General features: G+C 59.7%; 17 protein-coding genes and 2 tRNA genes. 17 read left to right on the top strand and 2 right to left on the bottom strand.

What is annotated here, in order from left to right; all coding sequences use genetic code 11:
* Window positions 1-283: 283 nt before the first annotated feature.
* Window positions 284-374, bottom strand: a tRNA-Ser gene (locus tag ABHT90_RS07370).
* Between the two features lie 48 nt (window positions 375-422).
* Window positions 423-513: transfer RNA gene (locus tag ABHT90_RS07365), tRNA-Ser, on the bottom strand.
* Window positions 514-1,018: 505 nt separating this feature from the next.
* Between ABHT90_RS07365 and rpsF the strand changes: the two genes are divergently transcribed.
* The 17 genes from rpsF (at window position 1,019) to ABHT90_RS07280 (ending at window position 25,766) form a co-directional block, all read left to right on the top strand.
* On the top strand, window positions 1,019-1,312 hold the full coding sequence (gene rpsF / locus ABHT90_RS07360; RefSeq protein ID WP_006235831.1) for a 30S ribosomal protein S6: 294 nt from the start codon (window positions 1,019-1,021) through the stop codon (window positions 1,310-1,312).
* A gap of 48 nt (window positions 1,313-1,360) precedes the next feature.
* Window positions 1,361-1,813, top strand: coding sequence for a single-stranded DNA-binding protein (locus ABHT90_RS07355; RefSeq protein ID WP_006235830.1), 453 nt, complete (start codon window positions 1,361-1,363; stop codon window positions 1,811-1,813).
* 72 nt (window positions 1,814-1,885) lie between these two features.
* On the top strand, window positions 1,886-2,152 hold the full coding sequence (gene rpsR / locus ABHT90_RS07350; protein WP_006235829.1) for a 30S ribosomal protein S18: 267 nt from the start codon (window positions 1,886-1,888) through the stop codon (window positions 2,150-2,152).
* A gap of 15 nt (window positions 2,153-2,167) precedes the next feature.
* Window positions 2,168-2,707: a 50S ribosomal protein L9 gene (gene rplI / locus ABHT90_RS07345; protein ID WP_022094073.1), complete on the top strand. Its 540-nt coding sequence runs from the start codon at window positions 2,168-2,170 to the stop codon at window positions 2,705-2,707.
* 218 nt (window positions 2,708-2,925) lie between these two features.
* On the top strand, window positions 2,926-4,323 hold the full coding sequence (gene dnaB / locus ABHT90_RS07340; protein ID WP_346982090.1) for a replicative DNA helicase: 1,398 nt from the start codon (window positions 2,926-2,928) through the stop codon (window positions 4,321-4,323).
* Between the two features lie 93 nt (window positions 4,324-4,416).
* Complete coding sequence (locus ABHT90_RS07335) at window positions 4,417-5,703, top strand: adenylosuccinate synthase (RefSeq protein WP_117746931.1); 1,287 nt, start codon at window positions 4,417-4,419, stop codon at window positions 5,701-5,703.
* A gap of 118 nt (window positions 5,704-5,821) precedes the next feature.
* Window positions 5,822-7,126, top strand: a complete 1,305-nt coding sequence (gene purD / locus ABHT90_RS07330) for a phosphoribosylamine--glycine ligase (protein WP_346982088.1) — start codon at window positions 5,822-5,824, stop codon at window positions 7,124-7,126.
* A 21-nt stretch (window positions 7,127-7,147) separates the two neighbouring features.
* Entirely contained in the window at window positions 7,148-7,843 is a 696-nt protein-coding gene (locus tag ABHT90_RS07325) for an NUDIX domain-containing protein (RefSeq protein ID WP_346982086.1), read from the top strand.
* 247 nt (window positions 7,844-8,090) lie between these two features.
* Window positions 8,091-9,863 carry an ABC transporter ATP-binding protein gene (locus ABHT90_RS07320; protein WP_346982085.1) on the top strand — a complete coding sequence of 591 codons (1,773 nt, stop codon included), beginning with the start codon at window positions 8,091-8,093 and terminating at the stop codon, window positions 9,861-9,863.
* A gap of 19 nt (window positions 9,864-9,882) precedes the next feature.
* Window positions 9,883-10,848 (top strand): hypothetical protein, encoded by a 966-nt coding sequence (locus tag ABHT90_RS07315; RefSeq protein ID WP_346982084.1) that lies wholly within the window; start codon window positions 9,883-9,885, stop codon window positions 10,846-10,848.
* Window positions 10,849-11,071: 223 nt separating this feature from the next.
* On the top strand, window positions 11,072-12,511 hold the full coding sequence (gene carA / locus ABHT90_RS07310; protein WP_346982082.1) for a glutamine-hydrolyzing carbamoyl-phosphate synthase small subunit: 1,440 nt from the start codon (window positions 11,072-11,074) through the stop codon (window positions 12,509-12,511).
* 1 nt (window position 12,512) lies between these two features.
* Window positions 12,513-15,827: a carbamoyl-phosphate synthase large subunit gene (gene carB, locus ABHT90_RS07305; RefSeq protein WP_346982081.1), complete on the top strand. Its 3,315-nt coding sequence runs from the start codon at window positions 12,513-12,515 to the stop codon at window positions 15,825-15,827.
* Window positions 15,828-15,946: 119 nt separating this feature from the next.
* Window positions 15,947-16,201, top strand: a complete 255-nt coding sequence (locus tag ABHT90_RS07300; RefSeq protein ID WP_171021465.1) for an LPXTG cell wall anchor domain-containing protein — start codon at window positions 15,947-15,949, stop codon at window positions 16,199-16,201.
* 267 nt (window positions 16,202-16,468) lie between these two features.
* A complete protein-coding gene (locus tag ABHT90_RS07295; protein ID WP_138374288.1) occupies window positions 16,469-17,680 on the top strand; it encodes an ATP-binding protein in 1,212 nt (403 codons plus the stop codon).
* 234 nt (window positions 17,681-17,914) lie between these two features.
* A complete protein-coding gene (locus ABHT90_RS07290; RefSeq protein ID WP_138374289.1) occupies window positions 17,915-18,235 on the top strand; it encodes a type II toxin-antitoxin system prevent-host-death family antitoxin in 321 nt (106 codons plus the stop codon).
* Window positions 18,232-18,582 carry a type II toxin-antitoxin system RelE family toxin gene (locus tag ABHT90_RS07285; RefSeq protein WP_138374290.1) on the top strand — a complete coding sequence of 117 codons (351 nt, stop codon included), beginning with the start codon at window positions 18,232-18,234 and terminating at the stop codon, window positions 18,580-18,582. Before ABHT90_RS07290 ends, ABHT90_RS07285 begins: the two co-directional genes overlap by 4 nt.
* 806 nt (window positions 18,583-19,388) lie before the next feature.
* Window positions 19,389-25,766 (top strand): discoidin domain-containing protein, encoded by a 6,378-nt coding sequence (locus ABHT90_RS07280; RefSeq protein ID WP_195644883.1) that lies wholly within the window; start codon window positions 19,389-19,391, stop codon window positions 25,764-25,766.
* Window positions 25,767-25,943 lie beyond the last annotated feature (177 nt).

Raw genomic sequence — 25,943 nt, 5'->3', positions numbered from 1 at the left:
TCGGGACTGGGTACGGTCATAGGTTCCATGTTTGGGGATCCGGGTTGATGCTGAACGCGATGGGGGCGTGGTCGAATAGGAGGGATGTCCAAATTTTGAGCTTTGCTCAAAATATATCCGGTCGGCTTACGCCGACCGCGCTGCGCTAAAAACGCGCCACTGGCGCGTTTTCTTTACGCTTTGCGCCCTGGCGGGTTCGAATCCCTCCTCCTCCGCTGTATTTGCTTGTTGGGGACTCAAAGCAAAAAAAAGCTCCCATTCTCGGGAGCTTTCTCAACCAAAATGGCGGAGGAGGAGGGATTCGAACCCTCGTGACCTTATACAGGCCAAACGGTTTTCGAGACCGCCGCATTCAACCACTCTGCCACCCCTCCGCGTGGGGTAAAAACAAAGCAGGCTCGAAGGCCTGCTTTGGAATTAACTGGCGGAGAGTCAGGGATTTGAACCCTGGAGACGCTTTTGACGCCTACACGATTTCCAATCGTGCTCCTTCGGCCACTCGGACAACTCTCCGTTAAATGCGAAAGTCAGTATACACGAGGAATCGCAAAGTGCAAACAGAAAAGTTGGCATTTTTTAAAACGCTTGGCCGCGCTTGGCGTTGCCGTGGGGTTTGAGGTGCCAAAAAAACGGCTTCCGACCAGCGTGGTTGATTAACTCAATTGTTCAAAAGGGGTATTCATAAGCGACTTGGCAATGAATTTAAAAATCTTTGGGTGGTGCTGTGGACCACTGGTATGCATTTTGCGACCACAGCCTTGTGCCCGTTGACCTGTGGCTTGGCTCAGCTTGTCCCCACGGCACCGTATCGTGTCCACAGATTCGTCAAGCTTTTGGTAAGCATTTGGTTGGAATGCGCATGAAACGTCGTGCGAGTATGGGCATATGTGGAGGTCATGAGGTTGTAGCTGCAAATTCTTGCAGCCTAGGAGGTTGAAAGATATTATTACCAAGTCTTTTCCTGCTTCAGGCGCACCTTCACGACCTGAAGCCACATTTGCCCAGAGGAGGTGACAATATGAAGGCTTATGAACTGCTGTTCTTTGTTGACCCGTCGCTCGACCCCGAGACTCGTCTCGCTGTTATGAAGCGTATCGATACCACGATCGCTGAGGGCGCTGGCAAGGTCGACTCCGTTGACGAGTGGGGCAAGCGCAAGCTCGCCTACGAGATCAACGACCTCACCGATGGTGACTACACCCTCATCAACTTCCACGCAGATCCTACCCAGATCGCCGAGCTTGATCGCGTCCTGCGCATCACCGACGCTGTGGTCCGCCACATGATCGTCCGTCGCGACGACCAGGAGTAAGACTGTCGTTTTGGACTGGGCTTGTGCCCCAAGAGGAAGTAGTGAGTTATGAGCATCAATCGAGTGAACATCACCGGTAACCTCACCCGCGATCCCGAGCTGCGCGCCACCGCCGGCGGAACCCAGGTTCTGTCCTTTGGCGTCGCCGTGAACGATCGTCGCCGCAACGCGCAGACTGGCGAGTGGGAGGACTATCCCAACTTTGTCGACTGCACCATGTTCGGCACCCGCGCCGAGGCCGTGAGCCGTTTCCTGGCAAAGGGAAACAAGGTCGCGATCGAGGGCAAGCTGCGCTACAGCTCTTGGGAGCGCGACGGTCAGCGCAGGAGCAAGCTTGAGGTCATCGTCGATGAGATCGAGTTTATGAGCTCCCGTGGTGGCCAGGGTGGCTACGATCAGGGCGGTTACGCCCCCGCAGCTCCCGCGCCCGCAGCACGTCCTGCCGCACCGGTGGCTACGCCGCCCGCGGTCGACGTCTACGATGAGGACATCCCGTTCTAGGGGTTGTTCACCTATTTTTGAGTGAGAGGCGGCTTCGGTTCGCCGAAGTTGCCAAATGAAAGGTATTTTGACATGGCTAATGATTTTTCTGCACGTCAGCCGCGTCGTAAGTACTGCCAGTTCTGCAAGGAGAACACTGAGTTCATTGACTATAAGGACACTCAGCTTCTCCGTAAGTACATGACCGACCGTGGCAAGATCAAGCCCCGTCGCGTCACTGGCGCTTGCACGCAGCATCAGCATGACATCGCCAACGCCATCAAGCGCGCCCGCGAGATGGCTCTCCTGCCGTACACCGTCCCCGTGGTTTCCTCTCGTGGCAACCGCGACCGCGGCTAAGAAGGGAGACGCATCATGAAGGTTATTCTTCTCGATGAGATCAAGGGCAAGGGCGGCGAGGGTGACGTCGTAGAGGTCGCTCAGGGTTACGCTGAGAACTTCCTGTTCCCCAAGAAGCTCGCTGTTGCCGCCACCAAGGGCAACCTCAAGCAGCTTGACGAGCGTCGCAACAACATCGCCAAGCGCGAGGCCGTCCGTCTGGCTACCGCCAACGAGACCAAGGCTGCCTTCGAGGGCAAGACGGTCACCGTTGACGTCAAGGTCGGCGACGAGGGCATCCTCTTTGGCTCCGTTACCGCCGCTATGATCGCTGATGCCATCAAGGCTCAGCTCGGTATGGACATCGACCGCAAGCGCGTCGAGCTCGGTAAGCCCATCAAGGTTGCCGGTGCCCACACCGTTGCCATCTCGCTGTACCGCGAGATCAAGGCCGAGGTTGTCGTTCTCGTCGGCGTTACCGCCGAGGAGCTCGCTGCCGAGGCTGAGGTCGAGGAGGCCGCTGAGGTCGCCGAGGCCGAGACCGCCGAGGTCGAGACTGAGGCTGCTGCCGAGTAGCATTTGCTGCAACGCAACAATCTTGTTCTAAGAAGGGCGCTCTGGGAGACCAGGGCGCCCTTTTGTTTTTTGCGCTGAGTGAGTGTCATGGTGAACGTTGCGTCGAAGTCCTATATACAGGACCGTTTATCCGTTTGGTTCGGTGATGATTGGCGGCGCGCGGCGCGTTTTGGGATCGTGGCTGATACTATGGATGCTCGCAAGCGATATGAATGAGGATGCTCATGGCATATGACGATAGGGAGACCGGGCTGACGGTCGAGGACCGCGGCTCAAAGTTGGGTCTTCCCCAAAACCAAGATGCAGAGGCCAATGTACTGGCCGCTATGCTGCTATCGCCCGAGGTGGTCGAAGAGGCCCAGGTCGAGCTGCAGCCCGATGACTTCTACCGGCCCATTCATAAGACCATCTATACTGCGATGGTCGATATGTACAACAGCCGCATTCCCATCGACTCCATCTCGCTGATCGATTACCTGCGAAGCATCAACAAGCTCGATGCCGTGGGCGGCGAGGCGTACATTTTGGAGTTGATGGGTCAGACCCTGTCGCTCGTCAACTGGCAGCACCATGCCGCCATCGTTCGCCGCGACTCGATGCTGCGCGAGCTGATCGGCGCCACCAACGAGATCAACGCGCTGGCATATAACGCCCCCACCGACACCAAAGAGGTTGTCGAGCTGGCCGAGAGCAAGCTGCTCAAGGTTACGGCGCGCGAGGTCAAGTCGAGCTACAAGACGTTGACCGAGTTTATGGTCGAGGCCTATAACGAGGCCGAGGAAGTGTGCCAGGCCGGTGGCCAGGCTGCGGGCGTGCCCACGGGCTTTCCGTCACTCGACCGCATGCTCATGGGTTTTCGCGAGGGCCAGCTCATCATCATCGGCGCCCGTCCTGCTGTAGGTAAGACGTCGTTCGCTCTGAACCTGGCGCTCAACGCTGCCGCTGCTGGTTATACCGTCGGCTTCTTCTCGCTGGAGATGTCGGGTAAGGAAATTGCCCAGCGTCTGATTTGCGCCTATGCCATGATCTCGATCAGTGACTTCCGCATGGGTCGCATTAGCCCCGAGCAGTGGGCCAATATCAACGAGGCCACGCAGACCTTGTCCAAGCTCGATATTCTGATTGACGATACGCCCGGCACCACAGTGACCGAGATTCGCGCCAAGAGCCGCCGCATGCTCCATAACAAGGAGAAGGCAATCATCATCCTGGACTACCTGCAGCTGGTGAGTCCTCCGCCGGGACGCCGCTCCGAGAGCCGTACCGTCGAGGTTTCGGAGATGTCGCGTGGTCTGAAGATCATGGCCAAGGAGCTCAAGATCCCGCTCATCGCGCTGTCGCAGCTCTCGCGTCAGGTCGAATCCCGTACCGGCAAGCGCCCGCAGCTTTCCGACCTTCGTGAATCGGGCTCCATCGAGCAGGACGCCGATATCGTTATGTTCTTGGACCGCTCCGCCGACGAGGCCGAGGCCTCGCGCGACGATCGACCCGACGAGGACGTTACGCGTATCGTCGTGGCCAAGAACCGTTCGGGCCCGATCGGCGACGTCGATCTGATGTTCCTGCCGGCATCCACCAAGTTCTATGAGCTTGATGGGGCACATGCCGAGGAGTAGGACAGGCGCCCGTTGCACGGGTATACTGGGAATGTTTTGTGCTTCTGCGTGCCGGCGTGGCGCGTAGACAGTCCATGAATGTAAGGAGTAAACATGCCGTCAACCGTTTTGGTCGGTGCCCAGTGGGGCGATGAGGGCAAAGGTAAGATTTGCGACCTGGTCGCCGGCGACTTCGATGCCGTCGTGCGCTACTCGGGAGGCAACAACGCCGGCCACACCATCGTCGTCAACGGCAAGAAGTACGGCCTGCACCAGGTGCCCTCCGGCATCATGTATTCCGATCACGTGTCGGTGATCGGTAACGGCTGCGTCGTCAACCCCAAGGTTGTCCTTGAGGAGATCGATATGTTCGAGGCCGACGGCATCACCACCAAGAACCTCAAGATTAGCGGCAACGCGCATGTCATCATGCCGTACCACATCGATCTGGATGGCGCCTTTGAGCAGAAGCTCGGCAAGAAGAACATCGGTACCACCAAGCGCGGCATCGGTCCGTGCTATCAGGACAAGATGGCGCGCATTGGCCTGCGCATGCAGGACATGCTGGACGAGGCACTGTTCCGCGACAAGCTGGAGACCGCTCTCGCCCGCGTGAACCCCGAGCTCGAGCTCATCTACAACCTGCCCACCTACACCGTGGACCAGATTTGCGACGAGTACCTGCCGATGGCCGAGCGCCTGCGTCCCTACATCACCGAGACGAGCCTGCTGCTCAACAACATGATCGATGAGGGCAAGAACCTGCTGTTTGAGGGCGCCCAGGCGACGCTGCTCGACATCGACCACGGCACCTATCCGTACGTGACGTCTTCCAACTGCACCGCCGGCGGTGCCATCACCGGCTCTGGCGTGGGCATGAAGAACGTCGACCGCGTGCTGGGCGTCATGAAGGCCTATATCACCCGCGTCGGTTCGGGCCCCATGCCCACCGAGCTTTCCTATGAGTCCGAGGCCGGCCACACGCTGACCGAGGAGGGCTATGAGTACGGCGTGACCACCGGTCGCCGTCGTCGTTGCGGCTGGTTTGACGGCCCTATCGCCAACTATGCCTCGCGCGTCAACGGCCTCACTGACATCGCCGTGACCAAGCTCGACGTGCTTTCGGCTTTCGACACCATCAAGGTGTGCGTTGCCTACGACGTCGATGGCGAGCGTTACACGAGCGTGCCCGAACACCAGGTGCGCTTTGAGCATGCCAAGCCCATCTACGAGGAGCTCCCTGGCTGGAAGTGCGATATCACCGGTTGCCGCAGCTTTGAGGAGCTGCCGCAGGAGGCTCAGGACTACGTGGCGTTTATCGAGGATCTGGCACACACCCGCGTGACGTTCATTGGCGTTGGCGCTGGTCGCGAGCAGATCATCAACCGATTCTGGAAGTAATCGGGACTATTTGGTTATTGCGATATACCCCTTTGCAGCCCAAGCGGGCGGCCGAGGGGTATATTTGCTTGCAAAGGGCTCGCGCGGAGCGGGCCGTTCATCCATAGAGGAGGCACCCTTGAAGGCGGACACTCAAACCATCGACATCCTGTTGTTGGGCAGCGGCGGCCGCGAGCATGCTCTGGCAGCCAAGCTCGCAGCATCACCGCGCGCCGGCAAGCTCTACATTGCGCCGGGTAACGGCGGCACCGCGAACTGCGGCGAGAACGTGGTTCTCGACGATTGCGATCCTGCGGCCGTGGCGGCGTTTGCCCAGAGCCATGGATGCGGACTCGTGGTGATTGGCCCCGAGGCTCCGCTCGTGGCGGGCGTTGCCGACGCCGTCCGCGCGGCGGGCATCCCGTGCTTTGGCCCGGGTGCCGAGGGCGCCCAGATGGAGGGCTCTAAGCTGTTCTCCAAGCAGCTCATGGAGCGCGCCGGTATCCCGACGGCAGCCTATGGTTCATTTACCGACGAGGCTTCGGCTCTTGCCTATGTGCGCGAGCAGGGCGCTCCGCTGGTCGTCAAGGCTGACGGCCTGGCCGCAGGCAAGGGCGTTATCGTGGCGACTGAGCTCGAGCAGGCTGAGGAGGCCGTGCGTGAGTGCTTTGGCGGAGCCTTTGGCGATGCCGGCAGCACCGTTGTCATTGAGGAGATGCTGACCGGCCCCGAGTGCTCGCTGCTGGCCTTTACCGACGGCAAGACCGTTCGTCCCATGGCCACCTCGCAGGACCACAAGCGCGCGCTCGAGGGCGATCTTGGTCCCAATACGGGTGGCATGGGCGTCTACAGCCCGGTGCCTATCGTGACCGACGAGGAGCACGCCACCATGGTGAAGGTCATGGAGCAGACCGTGGCAGAGCTCGCTGCCGAGGGCATCGACTACCGCGGCTGCCTGTACGGCGGCTTTATGCTCACCCCCGCCGGCCCCAAGGTGCTGGAGTTCAATGCCCGCTTTGGTGACCCCGAGACGCAGGTCGTGCTGCCGCGCCTTAAGAACGACCTGATCGAGGTCATGCTTGCCTGTGCCAACTGCGAGCTCGATCAGGTTGAACTCGATTGGCGTGACGAGTGGGCCGTTGCCGTTGTTCTGACGAGCGCGGGCTATCCCGGCAGCTACGAGAAGGGCAAGGTCATTACCGGTATCGAGGATGCCGAGGCCATGAAGAACGTGACGGTGTACCACGCCGGCACCGCTGTGGTGGACGGCAAGCTCGTGACAAACGGCGGTCGCGTGCTCGCCGTGACCGCGCTGGGCGACACGTTCGAGAACGCCCGCGACCTTGCCTACGAGGCCTGCGAGAAGATCAACTTTGAGGGCAAGACCCTGCGTCACGACATTGGCCTGCGCGCACTGCGCGGCCGCGATGCCTGGGATGCCTAAAATCCGAGAGGAATGAGATGGATGGACGAGAAGAACGAAGAGCTCGTGGACGCGCAGATCGTCGAAGAGGACGGACGCATGTATGGGCACGCCGAGGGCGAGCCTGGTGGCGAGGTCGCTGACGAGCCGGCGCTGGTGCTGGGGGACGAAGACCCGCATGACGCCCTGCTGCACGAGAAGATTCTTTCGGAGGAGTGCGCCTGGAAGGGCAAGATCCTCGACGTCCACCGTCTTGAGGTTGAGCTGCCCAACGGTCACCGCAGCGCCCGCGATATCGTTCGCCATCCGGGTGCGGCGGCCGTTGTGGCACTGACCGAGAACGGCAAGATCGTGCTGGTACGTCAGTATCGCACTGCCATCGACCGCGTGACGGTCGAGATTCCCGCCGGCAAGCTCGATCCGGGTGAGGACCCGCTCGATTGCGCCAAGCGCGAGCTGCATGAGGAGACGGGCTTTAAGGCCGGCCGTATTCGATTTTTGACGTCGATTGTCACGACCTGCGGTTTTTGCGACGAGATCATTCACATCTACCTGGCTACCAAGCTCGAGTTTGATGCACCCGACCCCGACGATGACGAGTTTGTCAACGTCGACCTGGTACCGCTGCACGAGCTGATCGACGCCGTGCTCGACGGCAAGATCGAAGATGCCAAGACCGTCGTGGGCGCGCTTGCCTGCGACAGCATTGCGCACCGACTAGGCGGGGCAGAGCTCTAGGTTACGCGGTTTTACCAAACCGCGTAACGAGTCGACGCTGCAAACGCCCCTAAGCGGCAATCTGCCTTTCAATCGTCGCTCGCGTACCGAAGTACGCGTCGCTCCTCTTTCAAGGCACCTTGCTCGCTTAGGGACGTTTTCGCTGACGCTGCCAGATCATTGGCGTTATGCTTGTTGGAACGCTTTGTTTTCAGCCTGACCGGTTCAGCCGGATTTCTCACGCTATTTATTTACCCCCGAGGACTGCATGTTTAGAAGGTTTTTGTCTTATTACAAGCCCCAGATGGGGCTTTTTGTTGCCGATACGGTTTGTGCTCTGGTACTTGCCGCCATTGACCTGGCGTTTCCCATTATCCTGCGCAATCTGACCGGAGGGTTGTTTACCCAGGGTCAGGCTGCCATTATGCGGGCACTCGGTATGATTGCGGTGGGGCTGGTGCTGATGTATGCCATCCGCTGCGCCTGCCGCTACTTTGTGAGCTATTGGGGCCACGTGATGGGCGCGCGCATGGAGTCCAAGATGCGTGAGGACCTGTTCGATCAGTACGAACGGTTTAGCTTTGCATACTTCGATCGCAACAGCTCGGGCGATATGATGAGCCGCGTGGTCAATGACCTGTTCGATATCTGCGAGGCGGCGCACCACGTGCCCGAATGGATCATTATTTGCGGCATCGAGATCATCGGCTCGTTTGTGATTCTGTTTACCATCGCGCCGGTGCTCGCACTCGCCATGGCTGTGGTGACGGTGGTGTTCGCGGTCATTATGTTTTGGCAGAATATGCGTATGCGCGAGGTCTTTAGCGATAACCGCAAAAAGATTAGCGGCATCAACGCGCAACTGCAGGATTCGCTGGCGGGCATGCGTGTGGTCAAGAGCTTTGCCAATGAGCAGACCGAGCGCTCTAAGTTTCGTGCCTCGAACAATCGCTACCTTTCGTCCAAGGAGAACATGTATCACGCCATGGGCATCTATACCGCGACGTATGGCCTGCTCTCGGGCGTGCTCTATGTGATCGTGGTGCTCCTCGGCGGTTGGCTCGTTGCCCAGGGTCAGCTGCAGGCGGTCGATATGGCAACCTTCGCGCTCTACATTTCGCTGTTCTGTACGCCGCTCGAGACGCTCGTTAATTCGGCCGAGACGTATCAGAAAGCCATCGCCGGCTTTAAGCGCATGGATGAGGTGCTCTCGACTGCCCCCGATATCCAGGATAAGCCGGGTGCTGCGGATCTGCAGGTGACGGCTGGTGCTGTGGAGTACCGCGACGTGTGCTTTAGCTACGAGGATGTTGAATTGGGCGAGCGCGGCGCCGACGGACGCCCTGTTATCGACCACATGGACCTGTCCATCAAGCCCGGTCAGACCATCGCTTTGGTTGGTCCCTCGGGCGGCGGCAAATCGACGACTTGTTCGCTGTTGCCGCGCTTTTACGACGTTGCCGCCGGCTCCATTAGCATCGACGGCCAGGATGTGCGCGACGTGACGCAGCATAGTCTGCGCCGTGCCATCGGCCTGGTGCAGCAAGATGTGTACCTGTTTGATGGAACGATCGGCGAGAACATCGCCTACGGCAAGCCGGGCGCCACGGCAGAAGAGATCGCCGAAGCGGCCCGCCGCGCCAATATCGATACCTTTATCGAATCGCTTCCGCAGGGCTACGACACCGTGGTGGGCGAGCGCGGCAGCCGTCTTTCGGGTGGTCAAAAGCAGCGCGTCGCCATCGCGCGCGTTTTTCTCAAGAATCCCAAGATCCTTATTTTGGATGAGGCGACGAGTGCCCTGGATAACGAGAGCGAGGAAGCGGTGCAGGAGTCGCTCGAAGAGCTGGCACGCGGCCGTACCACGATCATCATCGCCCACCGTCTCTCGACTATTAAGCATGCTGACGAGATTGCGACCGTTGAGCATGGTCGCGTTGTGGAACGTGGCACGCACGAGGAGCTTCTCGCCCGTGGCGGCACCTATGCCCGTTACTATCGAATGCAGTTCGAAGGTGCGCGTGCGCACGAGCTCGACTGATTGATATGACAGGAAGATCATGGCTGATAAGAACCCTTTGACTCCGGAAGAAGTGACGGAGTTATTCTCCGAAATCGATGCATCCGGCGTCTTGGATCCTACGCTCGCCAAAAAGCGCACCGAGCGCATGCGCGAGAAAGAGGCCGCCGTCAAGCGCGGCGACAAGGCGACGCTGGCGCGGCTGCGCAGCGAGGATCGCGCGAGCCAGGCAAAACATATCGACCCGCTGTCCGAGGACGACCCTTCGGGCTCGCAGGTGAGCCATACCATTACGAAGACCGCCATGGCCGTGGTTATCGGCATTTTGGTGCTGATTGTTGGCATGCAGATTGGCTACGGCGTGATGCGACGTCTGAATACCGCGAACCTTTCCGAAAGTGTTTCGGTGGATACCGTTTCGACCGCGCTCAAGGGTGGACTTGAATGGGGCAATGGCTTTACGCAGTTCCCGCTCGATTTTACCGTCGACGAGGCCGATGAACGCACGGGCACGGTTGAGGTGACGGTGCTGGACACTTCTTCTGCCAATGAACTCGAGCTGCTGTCCAACGGTCAGATTCAGGCGGCGGCGCTCGCAACCAACGCCCTGCTCAACGACAAGATCGACCGCGTGGTGTATAACGTTCACGCCTATATCGACGAGGACAGCAGGATCCAGCACGATTCCTTCTTTGGCATGTTTCCTGCTCAGGGGCACCAGAGCGCCATCCTGACGTTCGTTTGGACCAAGAGCTCGTCCAATGCCACGAATATCGACTGGAAGATGCGTATCGTAAGCATGGACGACACCATTGCCGAGCGCATTCAAAAACAGGTGAACTCGGTTTCGTCGCTGATCGAGGACCCGGCGGTGAGCCAGACCAAGATTGACGAGGAAAAGGCCGAACGTGACCTGGAGCATCGTCTGCACGGTCGAGAGATCTTCCGTGGCGGAAAGCCCGATCGCACGCCGTCCGAGCTGCTGGAGCAGGACAAGCAAAAGTAGTCCGCAGCCACATAGAACGATGTCATCCCGCGTGAGCCGCAAGCCCACGCGGGATGATTTTTCTGGGACGGGGGTCAAAAAATCATTATGCACAGGAAGTCATAATTATCATTTTGTAAACAATTCTATGTAATTAATGCCATGGGCGATGCTTGCGGTTAGAATACCGCGAGGCCTAACTACACACCTTTAAGCCGGTCCTGTGAGACCGGGAAGGAGAACTATGGCGAACAACCATATTGCGGGCGCTGCCGCCCGCACCGTCGCGCCCAGCGAGCTGTGCCAGCGTATGCTGGCTAAAACCAGCAAGGGCACCTGCGGTCCCTGCATCCTGTATCTTGAGGATGGGACCATTTTTTATGGCCGTGCATGCGGTGCCGAGGGTACCGCAACCGGCGAGGTCTGCTTTAACACGTCGCTCGAAGGCTACTTTGAGGTCATGACCGACCCGAGCTATGCCGGCCAAATCGTAACCATGACCTATCCGCAGATCGGCAACTACGGCATTGACGAGACCGACGTCCAGTCGGCCTTCCCCGGCGATACCGCTCGCCCCGCGAGCGGTATCGCCATGCGTGGCATGGTCGTCCGCGACATGTGCGCCACGCCTTCTAACTGGCGCTCGACTGTCAGCGTGCCGGAGTACCTGCGTGCACACGGCATCGTCGCTATCGAGGGCGTCGACACCCGCGCTCTCGTGCGCCACCTGCGCGACAACGGTTCCAAGATGGGCATAATCTCGACGGAGATCTTCGACGTCGACGAGCTTGCTGAGTGCCTGTCCGCCGCGCCCACGCTGGTCGGCGAGAACCTGGTCAAGACCGTGAGCTGCCCTGAGCCCCATGCCTTTGCTGCGAGCGACCTGCCCGCTACGCATGACTTTGCGCTTGCCCCTGCCGCTCCTGCCCGTCACAAAGTGGTCGCCTACGACTGCGGTGTGAAACGCGGTATTCTGGAGGGGCTGGTCCGCGCCGGCTGTGACCTTACCGTCGTGCCGTGGGATACGCCCGCGAGTGAGGTACTCGACATGAATCCCGACGGCGTCTTTTTGTCCAATGGCCCCGGCGACCCCGACGCCGTGGTGGAGACCTACGAGCAGGTGCAGCAGCTGATCGGCAAGGTGCCGGTCTTTGGCATTTGCCTGGGCCATCAGATGATCAGCCTGGCCTGCGGCGCCCAGATGGAAAAGCTTAAATTCGGTCACCGCGGTGGCAACCAGCCGGTCATGAACCTGGTAAGCCGTCGCGTGGAGATCACCGCACAAAACCATGGCTTTGGCCTGCTGTTCCCCAGCCTGGGCAAGCTTGTCCCCGAGCTTTCCGGCGGCGAGACCGAGCATGCGGCCGATGGGGATCTGCGCGTCTGGGTGCGCCACGGAATCGCGCCGGTCGTGATGAACGAGCGCTTTGGCCGCATTCGCCTGACGCACGTGAACCTCAACGACGGCACCGCCGAGGGCATCCAGCTGCTCGACGCCCCGTGCTTCTCGGTCCAGTACCACCCCGAGGCTTCGCCGGGCCCCACCGATGCCCACTATCTCTTTACCGCCTTTACGCGACTCATGGACGGCGAGGAGAACTACCTGGACATCGACACCGCGAAGGACCGCCTTGCCGGCTGGAACTTTGCTGAGTCCGAGACCGCTGAGACCGAGGAGAACTAACATGCCTAAACGTACTGACATCAAGCGCATCCTCGTTATTGGTTCGGGCCCCATCGTCATTGGCCAGGCCTGCGAGTTTGACTACTCTGGCGCCCAGGCCTGCAAGGTGCTCAAGGAGGATGGCTTTGAGGTCATCTTGGTCAACTCCAACCCGGCGACCATCATGACCGACCCGGGTCTTGCCGACCGCACCTATGTTGAGCCCATCACCGCCGAGTTTATCGAGCGCGTAATCAAGAAAGAGCGCCCGGACGCGCTGCTGCCCACGCTGGGCGGCCAGACCGGTCTGAACGCCGCCGTCGAGCTGGCAAAGGACGGTACGCTCGACAAGTACGGCGTCGAGATGATCGGCTGCGACCTGGCCGCCATCGAGCGCGGCGAGGACCGCAAGCTCTTTAACGAGGCCATGGCCGAGATTGGCCTGGAGGTCGCGCGCTCGGGCTATGCCTACAGCGTGGCCGACGCCGAGGCTATCGCCGAGCGCGTGGGCTATCCCTGCGTACTGCGCCCGAGCTTTACCCTCGGCGGCGCCGGCGGCGGCATCGCACATACTCACGAGGAGCTCGTCTCCATCGTGAGCCAGGGCCTCGAGCTCTCGCCCGCCCACGAGGTGCTGGTCGAGGAGTCCATCGAGGGCTGGAAAGAGTATGAGATGGAGGTCATGCGTGACCACGCCGGCAACGGCATCATCGTGTGCTCCATCGAGAACCTCGACCCCATGGGCGTGCATACCGGTGACTCCATCACCGTGGCGCCGGCACAGACGCTCTCCGACCTTGAGTATCAGCGCATGCGCGTGGCCTCGCTCGCCATTCTGGAGAAGATCGGCGTCGAGACCGGCGGCTCCAACGTGCAGTTTGCCGTGAACCCCCGGACCGGCCGCCTGATCGTCATCGAGATGAACCCGCGCGTGAGCCGTTCGTCCGCCCTCGCTTCCAAGGCCACGGGTTTCCCCATTGCCAAGGCCGCCGCGCGCCTGGCTGTGGGCTACACGCTCGACGAGATCGTCAACGACATCACCAAGGCTACGCCCGCCTGCTTTGAGCCCACGATCGACTACTGTGTGGTCAAGGTGCCGCGCTTTGCCTTCGAGAAGTTCAAGGGTACCGACCCCACGCTCACCACGCGCATGAAGGCCGTGGGCGAGATTATGGCGATCGGCCGCACCTTTGAGGAGGCCTTTGGCAAGGCTATGCGCTCGCTGGAGGATGGCCACCAGGGCATTTGCGCCGGTGGCAAAGAGGGTGCCGATAAGCTGAGCGACGACGAGCTTGCTCAGGCCGTGGCAACCCCGACCGAGCATCGCATCTTCTTTGTGGTCGAGGCCCTACGCCGTGGCTGGGACATCGCTCGCATCCATGCCATCTGCGGTATCGATCCGTGGTACCTCAACCGTATCAACGATATGGTGCAGGTCCAGGAGAGCATCCGCGACCTGCGTGTGGAGGATATCGACGCCGACGCGATGCGCCTGCTCAAGCAGTACGGCACGAGCGATGCCGAGATTGCCGCGCTGACCGGCTCGGACGAGCGCTTTGTGCGCGCCTATCGCAAGGGTCTGGGCGTGGTTCCCAGCATGAAGACGGTCGATACCTGCGCTGCGGAGTTCTCGAGCGCCACGGAGTACCACTACAAGACGTACGAGAACATCTACCGCACGAGCCCGGATGCCAAGAAGTGCGTGGCTCCCGACGAGACCACGCCGGCGGACAAGCCCAAGGCGATGATCCTGGGCGCCGGCCCCAACCGCATTGGCCAGGGTATCGAGTTCGATTACTGCTGCGTGCACGCGAGCTATGCGCTGGCGGCCCGCGGCTTCGAGACCATCATGGTCAACTGCAACCCCGAGACCGTTTCGACCGACTACGACACGTCCGACCGCCTGTACTTTGAGCCGCTCACCTACGAGGACGTCATGGACGTTATCGACGTTGAGCGCCCCGATGGCGTCGTGGTGACGCTTGGCGGCCAGACCCCGCTTAAACTGGCGCGCATGCTCGAGGAGAGCGGCGTGAACATCATGGGCACCAAGCCCGATGCCATCGACTTTGCCGAGGACCGCGAGCGCTTCGCCGCTCTGCTCGACAAGCTGGGCATCATGTACCCGCCGGCGGGCCAGGCAACCTCGTTTGAGGAGGCCGAGGCCGTGGCCGCGCACATCGGCTACCCGCTGCTGGTACGTCCGAGCTACGTGCTGGGCGGCCGCGGCATGATGATCGCCTACGATGCCGAGCATCTGCGCGATTACATGGCAGAGGCTGCGCGCATTAGCCCCGACTACCCGGTGTATCTGGACCGCTTCCTGGAGGGTGCGATCGAGTCCGACGTCGACGCCCTGTGCGACGGCGAAGAGGTCTACATCGGCGGTATCTTGGAGCATATCGAGGAGGCCGGTATTCACTCCGGCGACTCTGCGACCTGCATCCCGCCGTTCAGCTTTAGCGAGAGCCTGCAGGCGAAGCTCCGCGAGACCACTCGCCGCATCGCGATGGAGCTGGGCGTGCGCGGCCTGGTCAACGTGCAGTATGCCATCAAGGGCGAGACCGTCTACGTGATTGAGGCAAACCCGCGCGCGAGCCGCACCGTGCCGTTTATCTCCAAGGCCACCGGCGTGCCGCTGGCCAAGTGCGCGGCGCGTATCATGGCGGGCGATTCCATCGCGAGCCTGGGCCTGCCGAGCGACGAGCGTCAGCTCGATTGGTTCTGCATGAAGGAAGCCGTTATGCCCTGGGGCCGTTTCCCGGGAGCCGACGTTATCCTGGGGCCCGAGATGAAGTCGACGGGCGAGGTCATGGGTATCGCCAAGAGCTATCCCGAGGCATACGCCAAGACGCAGCTGGCGATTGACTACAAGCTGCCCGATCCGAGCTGCGGTAAGGTGTTCATCAGCGTGTGCGACCGCGACAAGCGCCACATCCTTTCGGTCGCCCGCATCCTGCGCTACCTGGGCTTTGATATCTGCTCCACCGAGGGTACGGCGCGCGTGCTGCGCGGAGGCAACGTGACGTGCGAAGTCGTGGAGAAGATCAGCGGCCCGCACGACGGCGAGTGCCCCAACATCGGCGACCTCATCGCCGATGGCAAGATTGCGGTAATCATCAACACACCGTACGGCCCGGGCTCTCGTGGCGATGGCTACCTGCTGCGTACCGAGGCCGTGCGCCGCGGCGTAACCTGCGTGACGGCGATGTCTGCCGCCAACACGTATGTGAGTGCCATCGAGGCGGTGCGCGAGGACCAGCAGGGTCACGGCAGCGCCAACGACATGGGCATGGACGTCATCGCCCTGCAGGACCTGCCGCAGCACACGGTGTAGGGTGACCTGTCCGGCCGGGGCGGGGGCCGAGTTTCCCCCTTCGCTCCGGCTGCAAGCAGAGTCGCTCAGTGGGAAACTCGGCTCCCCCGCCCCGGCCTGCGGTGACTTGGTTGTGCCGTGTGCTGCAGAAGGGGCTTTGTGCGTCCGGTGGCAATCAGGGTTCCGGCAACGGTGGGCAGACATCCGGCGGTTCGAACGATGGCGCCCAGGCGGGAAAGCCCGCTGGTGACAAGGCTCAGGGTGGCAAGTCCGCTAACTCACTTGCGAGCACCGGTGATCAAACGGTGGCGACCGTCGCCGCGATCGGCGGCCTGGGTGCCGCGATCGCCGCAATCGGAGTCTTCCTTGCTCGTTTCCGCCGCAAGGAAGACTAGCGCGAGCGATTGACAATCGCACACGTTTCCCAAAAGGGCCGCGGTAACCGTCGCGGCCCTCACTTTACCGGAGCGGTCTGAGGACTCGCGTCTTTCGCTTCGGACTGCTGCGCAGGGTCAATCAGGCGGAGATCTCACCCGTGTCGGGTTTGCGATAGCTTGGCGAATATAATTACGCGAAATCTAGGATTTCTCAAAAACGCGAAGTAGATGATATATTGTACTTCGCGTTTTTCAGTTAATCTTAATTTTGCGAAGTGGATTGCCATGAGACTTATTAATCGACCGTTCTATATGGATAAGCTCTCCAAGGTGGCGGGTTCGCCAGACATCAAGGTGATTACCGGAATCAGGCGATGCGGAAAATCGAAATTGCTTGAGGCGTTTGCCAGCCAACTTCGTTCAAACGACCCCTCGGCCAACGTCATACACGTCAACTTCAATCTACTTGAGTTCGAGCCGTTGGCGGAATACCATGCGCTGCATACATATGTGGAAAAGCATTATATCGAGGGTTGCCGGAATATCGTCATGATCGACGAGGTCCAGATGTGTGAAGGGTTCGAGCGGGCTATCAACAGTCTTCATGCGTCAGAGAAATATGACATTTACATCACGGGGTCGAATGCCTTTCTTCTCTCAAGCGACCTCTCGACGTTGTTCACGGGAAGAACGGTGGAGATCGAGGTCTTTCCGTTTTCACTTGCGGAGTTCTCGGCGTATCACGAGATCACTTCTCCAGCCGAGGCCCTTGCTCGCTATGTCCGCGAGGGAGGAATGCCGGGTTCCTATATCTACCAGGACGAAAGGATGCGTTTCTCATACATCTCGGATGTGCTTGAAACTCTTATCCTGCGCGACATCAGACAAAAATATCGTATACGTAATGCGGAGCAGCTTAAACGTTCCTGCGAGTTCCTGATGGATAACGTCGGAAACATCTCTTCTCTCAAGGGGATGGCGGCTGAGCTGTCACGAGCGAACCTTAAGATAAGCGACAAGACGCTGGCTGTGTATATCGACTACCTGTGTGATGCGTTTGCGTTCTACCGGTTTCGTCGCTTTGACGTCTCAGGAAAGAAATACCTGTCGACGGGAGATAAATACTACCTGGCCGACCACTCGTTTCGCTACGCCGCGCTTGGTACGAAAAAGCTCGATTTTGGCCATGTTTACGAGAATATGGTGGCAATCGAGCTTATGCGCCGCGGATGGGAAGTCTACGTGGGCGTTCTCTACCAAAAGGAAGTAGACTTTGTCGCCATCAGGCGTGACCGCCGTGTCTATATCCAGGTGAGTGACGACATTTCCCAAGAAGCGACGCTTGAGCGTGAGCTTGATCCGCTGCGACGGATTCGAGACGCCTATCCCAAGTGCGTCATCGCCCGAACAGGGCACGAAACGACTGATTGGGATGGCATCAAGGTCGTCGACCTGGCACGATGGCTTATGGGTGAATCAGGCGAGCTGGCCGTCTAGCACGCGATGACGCGGGCTGGAACGAACGAGCGAGGATTCCGTCCCGCGAGGAGGCCAATACGGCCCTCTTCGAGGGACGGAATCCTCGCTCGATCTCTTGGCGGGACATTTTGCTCGGTCGATGATCAACGGTTGGTGGAAAGCGATGCCTCGTCCGTGCCACTATTCCGTGATTGCTGGTATTTTCTGCATGCTAAAATGAATGCATAAAAGACTTTATATTTGGAGGTCTCGATGCCTGCTTTAAAGATGCTCGACAATCTTGTTCCCATCAGCGATTTCAGTCACGGTAAGGGTCCCGCTGCGTTTTCGAGAGTGAGCAACGACAACCCGGTTGTAGTTTTGAAACACAACAAGCCGGCGTTCGTTATCGTGACGCCCGATGAATACCGAGAGGCTAAGCAGGCGGAGGAGGACCTCGCCTTGTTGACGTTGGCCCTTAAGAGGACGGCTGCGACAAGCGATGATGAACTCGTTTCCCTATCTGATGTTATGGCAGAGTTGGGTGTGGGCCAGGACGAACTCGATCAGATGGATGAGGTCGAGTTTGAATGAGCGGGTACGAAGTCGCTTTCTACCCGGATACTCTCAAGGATCTCAAGCGTCTCGATGGTTCCCAGCGAAAACACGTGTTTAAGGCTATAGAAAGAATCAGAACGAACCCATTGCCGCAGAACGAAGGCGGATTCGGCAAGCCTCTTGGAAACAAGGCAGGCACGGATTTGACGGGCTTCATGAAAATCAAGCTCAGGGGAAGTGGCATTCGGATTGTGTACCGCCTCATTAAAATCAAAGGAAAAATGGCCATCGTAGTGGTAGGCGCTCGTGAAGACATGGAAGCGTACCGAACCGCCCAAAGGCGTGCGATTGATTTCGAGAAGTGGGCGGAAGAGGCTCTCTAACTTCATGGGCGAAAACAGGAATGCAGCGATGTGCTTCAGGTGTGCGAGTTTTGAAAGGCTCTGGTGATTCGGAGGTCCGCCAGAGCCTTTTTCTATCTGTGGACATTCCTCTTGGACAGTTAGTTCAGATACGTATTTTTCAGAGGACGTGTGGAGGCCAATTTGGGCACAATTGAGCTATTTTTGATAGTCTGGACCGACAAGGCCGCGCGGGCAATAGCGAGAAAGACCTATTATTAGATCTAAAGCGACTTAAAACCAGTTTGTTAGCGCCAATTAGCACCGCCAAAATATACGTATCTGAACTAACTGTCCACCACCCTCCAACAACCTCCTATTTCAAATCAAATCAGCCACCGTGCGTCATGGATATTCCCGGTGGGTCGCGGGGTGGCGGCTACGACTTTCCCTCAGGATAATTCGCGAAGCCCGTTTTCCGAGGAAAGGTATTGGTTATGTAATACCAGTTAAACAGTAAAATTATGCTTAAGTGGTATCTGGCTGGAGAACCAATTGGTATGGTTGATTAGACCCACTTCGCCATCTACGTTCATTTTTATACCGCTGGGAGAATTCCAAACTTAATTTGCGCAACTGCTCACGTATGCTGGTCCAACCTTATAGGTGGATATCTGGTTACTACCAGTTGACCACTTGGTAACGGGTGGGCCCACTGCACGGAATGTACCGAACACCCCTCCCGTTTGATGCGTGCGCCATGCTGCAGGGCGTGCGTCCGCGACACTTCCGCATGTCGGAGGAAAGGAGTCCAGGTGTGTAGGAATTCCATTTTTACGAAACGGTGGGTGAAGGGAAGCGCGGTCCTCGTTGCCACTGCAGCGACGCTTGTGTTTGCCAATCCCCAGCAGGCGATTGCCACGCCACTCAAGGGTGTCGACTCAGCGACCGTGTCTCAGTCTGCCTCGAACGTCGTCGACATCGATTTCGCTGACGGCATCAAGGGCCGTATTACGTTCCTCGAGGACGGTATTTTCCGTTATAACGTCGACCCCAAGGGTGAGTTTTCCGAGTACGCCACGCCGCGCAGTAAGTCCCACACGGCTAAGATCCAGGCTCAGCCCGATACCTCGGACACCTACAGCAAGCCGAGTGCGACGGTTGCCGACAAGGGCGACACTATCGAGATCACCGGCGGAAAGGCGACCGTGATCCTGGACAAGGCGACTGGCAAGATGAGTATCAAGTCAGGCGACCGTGGCGTGGTTTCTGAGTCTGCGCCCCTCGACCTTGATAAGAAGGGTACCGTCCAGACGCTCGCCAAGGAGAAGTCCGAGAACTTCTTTGGCGGCGGCACCCAGAACGGCCGCTTCCTGCACACCAACCAGACCATCGCCATCTCCAACACTAACAACTGGACCGATGGCGGCGTTGCCTCGCCCAACCCGTTCTATTGGACGAGCGACGGCTACGGCGTGCTCCGAAACACGTTTGCAGAGGGTTCCTACGACTTCGGTTCCACGGACTCATCGACGGTCACGACTTTGCACAGCGAGAATGAGTTTGATGCCTATTACTTCGTGGCGACCAACGAGGGCGCCTCGAACGTGGCAACCGAGATGCTGCAGGACTACTACAAGGTGACCGGCAATCCGGTGCTGCTGCCCGAGTACGGTTTCTACCTGGGTCATCTTAATGCCTATAACCGTGATGGCTGGTCAACGACCTCGGGTCAAAAGAAGTGGGAGACCAAGGGCAGCAAGTCCTCGAGTGAGAAGGGCGACGTTAAATACGAGTCCGGCATGTCGACGGGCTACAAGCTCGACGGCACGCTTGCGGCCGAGACGCTCAACGGTGAGGGCCCTACGGTTGATACCGAGAACATGAAGGCGACCGATTTCGACCGCCAGTTCTCCGCCCGGCAGGTTATCGATGACTACGAGGACAACGACATGCCGCTCGGCTGGTTCCTGCCGAACGACGGTTACGGTGCTGGCTACGGCCAGAACGGTTACTACAAGACCGGCGGCGTCAACTCCGACGGAACGAGTTCTGCCGAGCGCCTCAACGCCGTGCGCGCCAACGTCGACAATCTTAAGAAGTTCACCGAGTATGCCAACTCCAAGGGCGTGAGCACCGGTCTCTGGACCCAGTCGAACCTCGAGCCCGATAGCAACTCCGAGACCCCGTGGCATCTGCTGCGCGATTTCGATTCTGAGGTTAAGACTGGTGGCATCACCACGCTCAAGACCGACGTCGCTTGGGTCGGCTCCGGCTACTCCTTTGGCCTCAACGGCATCAAGACGGCCTATGACACCGTGACCACCGGCGCCAACAAGCGCCCCAACATCATCACGCTTGACGGCTGGGCCGGCACGCAGCGCTTTGGCGGCATCTGGACCGGCGACCAGTACGGCGGTAACTGGGAGTACATTCGCTTCCATATCCCCACGTATATCGGCCAGAGCCTCTCGGGCAACCCCAACATCGGCTCCGATATGGACGGCATCTTTGGTGGCGATCCCATCATCTCCGCTCGCGACTACCAGTGGAAGACATTCACGCCCTCTATGCTTGACATGGACGGTTGGGGCACCTACCGCAAGTCGCCCATGACGCACGGCGATCCATACACGGGCATCTCGCGCTTCTATCTCAAGCTCAAAGCACAACTCATGCCCTATATCTACACGAGCGCGGCCTCGGCGGCCAACATCGACACGGGCAACGGCGATACCGGCCTTCCCATGATCCGCGCCATGCTGCTTTCCGACAACTCCGAGTACGCCGCAAGCACCTCGACGCAGTACCAGTACATGTTCGGTGAGAACTTCCTGGTGGCACCGGTGTATCAGGATACCCAGGCAGATGAGAACGGCAACGATGTCCGCAACGGTATCTACCTGCCCAACTACGGTACCGACGAGAATCCCACCATCTGGATTGACTACTTCTCGGGCAAGCAGTACCGCGGCGGTCAGGTCCTCAACAACTACGAGGCTCCGCTTTGGAAGCTGCCACTCTTTGTTAAGGCCAACGCCATCGTGCCGATGTACGCCGAGAACAACAACCCCGAGGCTGTGACCGAGACCAACACCAAGGGCACCAATCGCAGCCAGCGTATCGTCGAGTTCTTCGCCACCGAGGGTGAGGGCAGCTTTACGCAGTACGAGGATGACGGCTCCTCCATCGAGAACAACACGACCGAGGACGATTCCTACGGCACAATCGACAATATTTCCTACGGTGAGCATGTGAGCACCGTCTATAAGTCGAGCGTGGTGGGCGGCACGGCGACCTTTACCGCCGAGGCATCGCAGGGCGGCTACAGCGGCTACGACTCCAACCGCACCACGACCTTTGTGGCCAACGTCTCCGCCAAGCCCACGAGCGTCTCCGCCAAGAACGGCGGATCCGCGCTCAACGTGGTTGAGGTCGACTCGCAGGAGGCCTTTGACGCCGCGACCCCCGAGGCCGGCCAGGCGGTCTACTTCTACAACGAGACCCCCAACCTCAACCACTACGGTAGCGACGCAGGCAGCACCGAGGCCGAGCAGGGCGAGAGCTTCAACAACACCAAGATCACCACGAATCCCAAGGTCTACGTCAAGTTCGCGAAGACCGATGTCGCCACGGCAGCGCAGACGCTCGAACTGGGCGATTTCGTGAACGCCGATGCCACGCTCGCGGCCGACCGCTTCAACGAGAACCTCTCCGCACCCGCGAACCTTGCTGCCCCCGAGGACGCCACGACCCCCACGAGCATTAAGCTCACCTGGGGGAAGGTCGATGGTGCTACCTCCTACGACCTTAAGGTAGACGGCACTGTGTTCGCCGTGGGCGATGCGGCAGAATTCACGCATACCGATCTTGCCTACAACAGCAAGCATACCTACCAGATTCGTTCGCGCAACGCCGATGGCTACTCCGCATGGAGCGACGTGCTTGAGGCGAACTCTGCGCTCGACCCGTGGCGGAACGTGCCTGAGGCCGAGGAAATCACTTGGGAGGGCTCGCTCTACGGTAGCCATAAGGCCGAACTCGCCTTCGACCATGAGTTCCAGTCGGGCGACGGCGGTTTCCACTCCGGTGGCAACGATCTGGGCAAGGCGCTTACCGTTGACTACGGTCGCGCTTACAAGCTCGACAAGCTCGAGTACTATCCGCGCGATGATGCCGGTAACGGCACTGTGACCAAGATGCGCATCGAGACGAGCCTCGACGGCGTGCATTGGACGACGCAGGAGGTCGACTGGGAGCGCTCCGCCGCTTGCAAGACGGTGGCGTTCGACGGCGCCGTGGCCGCGCGCTACGTGCGTATGACGCCGCTCGCGTCCGTGGGCAACTTCTTCTCCGCCTCCGAGATCGCCATCTACAAGACCGACGGCACGGACGGCTTCGCTGTGGGCTCCAACCTCAACAAGGCCACGGTCTCCGACGGCGACTACTCCAACATGAAGAATTACCTGGGTCTTGAGAACCGCGAGCCCGACACCTCGACGTTCGACTCCCAGATCCGCGCCCACTTCGCCGACCTCAACGGCAACGGCGTCTACGACGTGTACGACTACTCCTTCACCATGGCGGCGCTCGACGGCGGCACCAAGCAAAAGGGCAAGGCTGCTGGCACCCTCGCGGTGATCCCGAGCAAGATGGAGGTCGAGGCCGGCGACGAGATCACGGTCGACGTCTACGCCACCGACGCTGAGAACATCAACGCGCTCGGTGCGCTCGTCAACTTCAACAGCGACCAGTTCGAGTATGTCTCCGAGAGCATCGCGCAGGATGCGTCGACGGCGGGCATGGAGAACCTCTCGCGCGAGAAAGTGCAGTTCACGGATGGCCACCAGACCATCAACCTGGCCTTCGCCAACCGCGGCGACGCCAAGCTCTTCAACAGTACTGGTGTGGTCGCGAGCTTTAAACTCAAGGCTAAGACGGCCGGCAAGGTCGAGCTGCCCTCGACGTCTTGGCTCGTCGGCCCGGCGTGCGACGCGCTCGAGTTCGTGAGTGATGGCACCGTGACGATGCCCGGTGTCCCGCAGCCCACCAAGTCCGAGTACGGCCGCGACGCCTTTGACATCACGATGACCAACGACGAGCTCCCCACCGACGACGGCACCAACGTCGAGAAGCTCATCCAGCAGAAGAGCTATGACGGACTGTTCGACAACAATGAGGGCGGCAACGACTTCGAGTTCCTGTGGAACTATGGGCCCAACTGGATCGACGGCAAGATGCCGACCTACGTCAAGCTGCCCGCCACGATGACGTTCGCCTTCAAGACGCCGTCGAAACTCGATAGCGTCGAGGTCGTTAACCGCAACGGTGGCAACGGCACCGTGCAGAAGATTAAGTCCGTCGTGACGTTCGAGGACGGCTCGACCCAGGAGTTCTCGGGCGGAAGCTTTGATTCCTATCAGGCTCGCTACGCCTTTGGCCTCTCTGCCGAGAACAAGGGCAAGAAGGCGACCAAGGTCGAGATCACGCCGCTTGAGGCATCGGGTGACCAGATGCTCACGCTGCGCGAGATCAACTTCAACTACACACAGGGTGTCGAGGCCATCGAGGGTGTCGAACTGGGCAAGAACCAGACCGAGTTCTTCGAGGGCGATGTGACGCTCGTCGACGCCAAGGCCACGCCCGAGAGCGCCGGCTACCCCTATGTGACGGTCGAGAGCTCCGATCCTTCTGTGGTGAGCGTCTCCGCTGTCCAGGCCGGCGATAGCGTGAGCTACTACCTGCGCGCCAACAAGGCCGGCAAGGCAACGATCACGGTGGCGTCGGTGCTCGATCCCTCCAAGACCGCATCCTATGAGGTCGAGGTCAAGGCTGGTGTCGACACCTCTGCGCTCATGGCAGCGCTTTCCAAGGCCGCGGGCTACAGCGAGTCCGTCTACACCAAGGATTCCTATGCAGCCCTCACCGCTGCGGTCGAGGCGGCTCAGAAGCTCCTCGATGGCGGCCAGGGCAGCTATAGCAAGAAGGATGTCGCAGACGCCACGGCCAAGATCGAGAAGGCAATCGACGGCCTCAAGATGCGCCCCGTCGATGAGAAGAGCCTCATCAACACGCCCGAGAACCGCGAGAACGTCAAGGTGACCGGCTTCTCGAGCGAGGCCGACTATGAGGGCAGCAACGCCGTCAACGCTCTTGACGGCGATGAGCAGACGCTCTGGCACAGCGACTGGGCCTATAAGGCCGGTATGCCCCAGTACCTGACCGTCGACCTGGGCCGCGACTACGATCTCACCGACGTCACGTTCCTGCCGCGCCAGGACGGCGGCACGAACGGCGATATCTTTGAGGCCGAGGTGCTGGTTTCCGACACCGCCGACGGTTATGAGATGGGCACCGCCACGTCGATGGGTACGTTTACCTTCGACAACGACGGCCGCGTGCTCACCGACCGTGGCGACTGGAAGCAGATGAGCTTTGGTGCCGCGCGCGGTCGCTACGTGACCGTCAAGGTGCTCCACGCCGGCGGTGGCAGCGTTGACGCCTACTGCAGCATGGCGGAGCTCAAGTTCTACGGTACGGCCGTTCCCAATCCGGTGGCGAAGGACGACCTCACTGCCGCGATTGAAAAGGTTGATGCCGAGGTTGCAGCCGGCGACCTTAAGGCCAGCGACTACACCGAGGCTTCCTGGACCGCGTTCCAGAACGCCTTGGCGAGCGCCCGCGCCATCCTGAACGACGAGAACGCCACGCAGGACGAGGTCGACCAGGCACTCAAGGCACTCGAGAGTGCTCGCGACGCGCTTGAGAAGACTCCGGTGACCCCGGTCGAGAACCCGACCAAGAAGCAGCTCAAGGCCTTGGTCAAGCAGGCGAAGGAGACTGACACCAGGGGCAAGACGGACGAGTCTGTCAAGGCCCTGACGGATGCCATTACCTACGCCGAGGACGTCTTGGGTGATGAGAATGCTTCCGACATCCAGCTCCAGGCGGCCTATGACCAGCTCAAGCTGGCCATTGAGAGCCTCAAGGATGCCGATTCCGGCAACCAGGGCGGCTCGGGCAACCAGGGTTCCGGCAATGGCTCAAACGGCGGCAACCAGGCGGGCAAGCCCGCAGGCGACAAGGCCCAGGGCAGCAAGAAGAGCGGTTCGGCGATCCCCAATACCGGCGACCAGACGGCGGCGACCGTCGCGGCCGTCGGTGGTCTTGGCGCCATCATCGCCGCGATCGGCGCTTTCTTCCATCGTCGCAGCAAGGCTAAGTAGTCCCAGCGACAACTAAGCAAACGTGCCCGCCGCTCCGTCAAGGACGGCGGGCATTGCTTTATTATTTCAGCCAACGTACGTCATGGCAATATCCGGTAGGTCGCAGGGCGCTTCGCGGGCGGGCCAGGCTCTATCTGAACGACTTTGCGAAGCAACCGGAGTGAAGATAAAGCCTGG

The sequence above is a fragment of the Collinsella aerofaciens genome (assembly GCF_039758815.1).
GTDB classification, from domain to species: Bacteria; Actinomycetota; Coriobacteriia; order Coriobacteriales; family Coriobacteriaceae; genus Collinsella; species Collinsella aerofaciens_BP.
The sequence above is the reverse complement of the archived record's forward strand: the minus strand, read 5'-3'. Positions and strand labels throughout refer to the sequence as shown.

Excerpts from the sequence above, each read along its gene's own strand:
- rpsF (WP_006235831.1), top strand. The coding sequence starts at position 1,019 with ATGAAGGCTTATGAACTGCTGTTCTTTGTTGACCCGTCGCTCGACCCC.
- ABHT90_RS07355 (WP_006235830.1), top strand. The coding sequence starts at position 1,361 with ATGAGCATCAATCGAGTGAACATCACCGGTAACCTCACCCGCGATCCC.
- rpsR (WP_006235829.1), top strand. The coding sequence starts at position 1,886 with ATGGCTAATGATTTTTCTGCACGTCAGCCGCGTCGTAAGTACTGCCAG.
- rplI (WP_022094073.1), top strand. The coding sequence starts at position 2,168 with ATGAAGGTTATTCTTCTCGATGAGATCAAGGGCAAGGGCGGCGAGGGT.
- dnaB (WP_346982090.1), top strand. The coding sequence starts at position 2,926 with ATGCTCATGGCATATGACGATAGGGAGACCGGGCTGACGGTCGAGGAC.
- ABHT90_RS07335 (WP_117746931.1), top strand. The coding sequence starts at position 4,417 with ATGCCGTCAACCGTTTTGGTCGGTGCCCAGTGGGGCGATGAGGGCAAA.
- ABHT90_RS07325 (WP_346982086.1), top strand. The coding sequence starts at position 7,148 with ATGGACGAGAAGAACGAAGAGCTCGTGGACGCGCAGATCGTCGAAGAG.
- ABHT90_RS07320 (WP_346982085.1), top strand. The coding sequence starts at position 8,091 with ATGTTTAGAAGGTTTTTGTCTTATTACAAGCCCCAGATGGGGCTTTTT.
- ABHT90_RS07315 (WP_346982084.1), top strand. The coding sequence starts at position 9,883 with ATGGCTGATAAGAACCCTTTGACTCCGGAAGAAGTGACGGAGTTATTC.
- carA (WP_346982082.1), top strand. The coding sequence starts at position 11,072 with ATGGCGAACAACCATATTGCGGGCGCTGCCGCCCGCACCGTCGCGCCC.
- carB (WP_346982081.1), top strand. The coding sequence starts at position 12,513 with ATGCCTAAACGTACTGACATCAAGCGCATCCTCGTTATTGGTTCGGGC.
- ABHT90_RS07295 (WP_138374288.1), top strand. The coding sequence starts at position 16,469 with ATGAGACTTATTAATCGACCGTTCTATATGGATAAGCTCTCCAAGGTG.
- ABHT90_RS07290 (WP_138374289.1), top strand. The coding sequence starts at position 17,915 with ATGCCTGCTTTAAAGATGCTCGACAATCTTGTTCCCATCAGCGATTTC.
- ABHT90_RS07285 (WP_138374290.1), top strand. The coding sequence starts at position 18,232 with ATGAGCGGGTACGAAGTCGCTTTCTACCCGGATACTCTCAAGGATCTC.